This is a genomic window from Nocardioides sp., from assembly GCF_034670285.1.
Lineage (GTDB): Bacteria > Actinomycetota > Actinomycetes > Propionibacteriales > Nocardioidaceae > Nocardioides.
The window spans coordinates 1-3437 of record NZ_JAXMNS010000399.1; the positions used below are offsets into that span (position 1 = coordinate 1).

1 protein-coding gene is annotated in these 3437 nt (G+C 68.5%); it reads left to right on the forward strand.

The window, feature by feature from the left end:
• The first annotated feature begins 44 nt into the window (after positions 1-44).
• Entirely contained in the window at positions 45-3401 is a 3357-nt protein-coding gene (locus tag VOI19_RS16585) for an ExeM/NucH family extracellular endonuclease (protein WP_323794068.1), read from the forward strand.
• Positions 3402-3437 lie beyond the last annotated feature (36 nt).

The window sequence follows — 3437 nt, forward strand, 5'->3', positions numbered from 1 at the left end:
CTGCTGCTTCGCCCGTTCCTCCACCCTCGAAGGGCTGTCACTCGGTGTTCTCACCTCTCGCACGGCGCCGCGGCTCGTCCGCTGCCGCACTTCTCGGTCTGGTGGCCGGCGCTCTCGCCGTCACCGCCACTGCCACACCGGCCTCGGCTCAGCCCGCGGTCGCCTCATCCGTCTTCATCAACGAGATCCACTACGACAACACCAGCACCGACGTCGGAGAGTTCGTCGAGATCGCCAACCCCTCGGGTCAGGACCTGACCGGCTGGAGCATCGTGCTCTACAACGGCAACGGCGGTGCGGTCTACGGACCTTCGACGAACCTGACCGGCTCCGACCAGGTCCAGTCCTTCGCCATCAGCGGCATTCAGAACGGGTCGCCGGACGGGGTGGCGCTGGCCGACGCGAGCGGCGCCCTGGTGCAGTTCCTCTCCTACGGCGGATCGTTCGCCGGCGTGGGTGGCGCCGCGGACGGCGTGACCAGCACCGACATCGGCGTGGTCGAGAGCAGCACCACGTTGGCCGGCGAGTCTCTGCAGCTCACGGGCACGGGCGCGACGTACGGCGACTTCACCTGGACCGGGCCCGTCGCCGAGAGCCCCGGCGCGATCAACACGGGTCAGACCTTCACCGGCACCAGTGGCCCGGCTCAGCCGGTTGCTGACTGTGGCGCGGACGCGCTGGCCGTCGACACCGACGCCAGCGGCTCCCGCGAGGTCTCGGCGACGGACGCCGACAGCCGGATCGTGAGTGCGGGGATCACCTCCGCCGACGTCGTGGGCATCACGCTCGACGGCTTCACGCCGTCCACCGCTGACGGCGAACCCGGCACCGCGACCCTCAACGTCGACAGCACCACGCCTGACGGCACCTACGAGGTGGAGGTCGAGCTCGGCACCGACGACGCTCCGGCCCAGACCGCGACCTGCACACTCACCGTCGTGGTCAGCGACCAGGACGCGGTCACCCTGATCAGCACGATCCAGGGTGACGGCGATTCCTCCCCGCTCGTCGGGGAGCGGGTGAACGTCGAGGCGGTCGTGACCTCGGTGATCACCTCCAACGACGTCACCGACGGCTTCTTCCTCCAAGAGGAGGACGTCGACTCAGACGACAACTCGACGACGTCCGAGGGCCTCTACGTCTTCTGCCGCAACGACTGCCCCGAGGGCTTGACCGCCGGGGACCGGATGCGGGTCTCCGGTGAGGTCGCGGAGACCTTCGGCACGACCCAGATCGATGCCGCTTTCGGCGATGGGGCCTTCGAGCTCCTCGGCACCGACACCCTGCCGACCCCGGCGATCGTCTCGCTGCCGGCAGACGCCTCGACCGAGGAGTCCGCGACGTTCGAGAACGTCGAGGGCATGCGCACCTCGATCTCGACCACGCTCGCGGTCAGCGAGTACTTCAACCAGGCGCGCTTCGGTGAGATCGTGCTCACCGCCGTCGAGCGGGACTACCAGTTCACCCAGACCAACGAGCCCAGCGTGGCCGGCTACGAGGCCTTCCTGGCCGACCTGGCCACGCGCCAGATCGTCCTGGACGACGACAGCAACAGCCAGAACGCTGCGACCTCCGGCCCCCTGGACAACGAGCCGTACTACTACCCGACCCCGGGGCTCAGCACGGGCAACTACTTCCGCGGCGGCGACACGATCACCGACCTGACCGGCGTCATGGAGTACGCCTTCGGGGCCTGGAAGCTGCGCCCGGTGGCGGGCGCGGACTACTCGTTCGAGTCGGCCAACCCCCGTCCGGTCGCACCGGAGGAGGTCGGCGGTCGCCTGAAGGTGGCCAGCTTCAACGTCCTGAACTACTTCGCGACCATCGACGAGACCTCGTCGAACAGCTCGGGCCCGTGTGGACCGGACGGGACCGACGACTGCCGCGGCGCCGACTCGGAGTCCGAGCGGGAGCGTCAGCTGGACAAGATCGTGGCCGCGCTGAAGACCATCGACGCCGACGTCTTCGGCCTCATCGAGATCCAGAACGACCAGGGTCTTGCCACGCAGCAGATCGTCGACGCGCTCAACGCCGCCACGGCACCGGGCGCCTACGACTCCATCGACACCGGCTTCATCGGCACCGACGCCATCAAGCAGGCGTTCGTCTACGACACCACCACGGTCTCCCCGGTCGGAGAATTCGACCTGCTGACCTCGGCGGACGACGCCAGGTTCGACGACGGCCGCAACCGGCCGGCGCTGATCCAGACCTTCGAGGAGAACGCGACCGACGAGCGCGTCACCATCGCGGTCAACCACCTGAAGAGCAAGGGCTCGAGCTGCGGCACGGGCGATGACTCGCCCGCTGACGGGTCCGGCAACTGCGACGGAACCCGGACCGCGGCCGCCGAGGCGCTGGCCGACTTCCTGGCCACCGACCCCACCGGCAGCGGCGACCCCGACTTCCTGGTCATTGGCGACCTGAACTCCTACTCGCAGGAGCGCCCGATCACCGCGCTCGAGGACGAGGGCTTCGTCGACCTGCTCGAGCAGTTCGAGGGCCTCGAGTCCTACGGCTACCTGTTCGACGGCCTGCTCGGTCATCTCGACCACGCCCTGGCCACTGCGAGCCTGCAGGACCAGGTCACCGGGGCCGGTGGCTGGAAGATCAACGCCGACGAGAACCCGCTCTTCGACTACAACGACGACGTGCGTGACGCGGGGGAGGCGACGTTCGAGCGCGAGTCCTCGGCGCTGGCCCTCTACGAGCCGAACGCCTACCGCTCCTCCGACCACGACCCGGTGGTCGTCGGTCTCGACCTCGGTGTGACGCCCACCCCGACTCCGACTCCGACGCCCACCCCGACCCCGACGCCGACCCCGACCCCGACCCCGACTCCGGCGCCCTCGACGGTCTCGGCCAGCGTGGCCTCGGCGAAGGTCCCCGTGCTCACCGGGACGACGGTCGCGGTGTCGGTCAGTGCTGACGACACCACGCCCACGGGCCAGGTCGAGCTGAGCCTCGACGGCGAGAAGCTCAACGACGCCACGTTGAGCGACGGCACGGTCGTGGTGCCGACCGGTCGCTTCCAGGAGACCGGCATCTACACCCTCGACGTCAGCTACCTCGGCGACGACGCGGTCGCGCCGAGCGGCACGACGGTGAAGGTGAAGGTCGTGAAGCAGGAGCCGAACCTGAAGGTGCGTGCTCCGAAGAAGGCCGACCGAGGTGACCGCCCCGTCATCAGGGTCGCGCTGAAGGCCATCAACGCCACGGTCACTGGCGACGTCCTCTTCAAGTACGGCGGTGAGAAGGTCTTCAAGACGCTCACCGAGGGCACGACCAGGCTGAAGCTCGACCGACTGACGAAGAAGAAGACCAAGGTCAAGGTCGTCTACCAGGGCGATGGCTCGCTCTTCACCCGGGTGAAGAAGCGCGTCACGATCAAGGTCGGTTAGTCGTAGCACCCAGCACACGCCCTCTGCCGGAGCAGG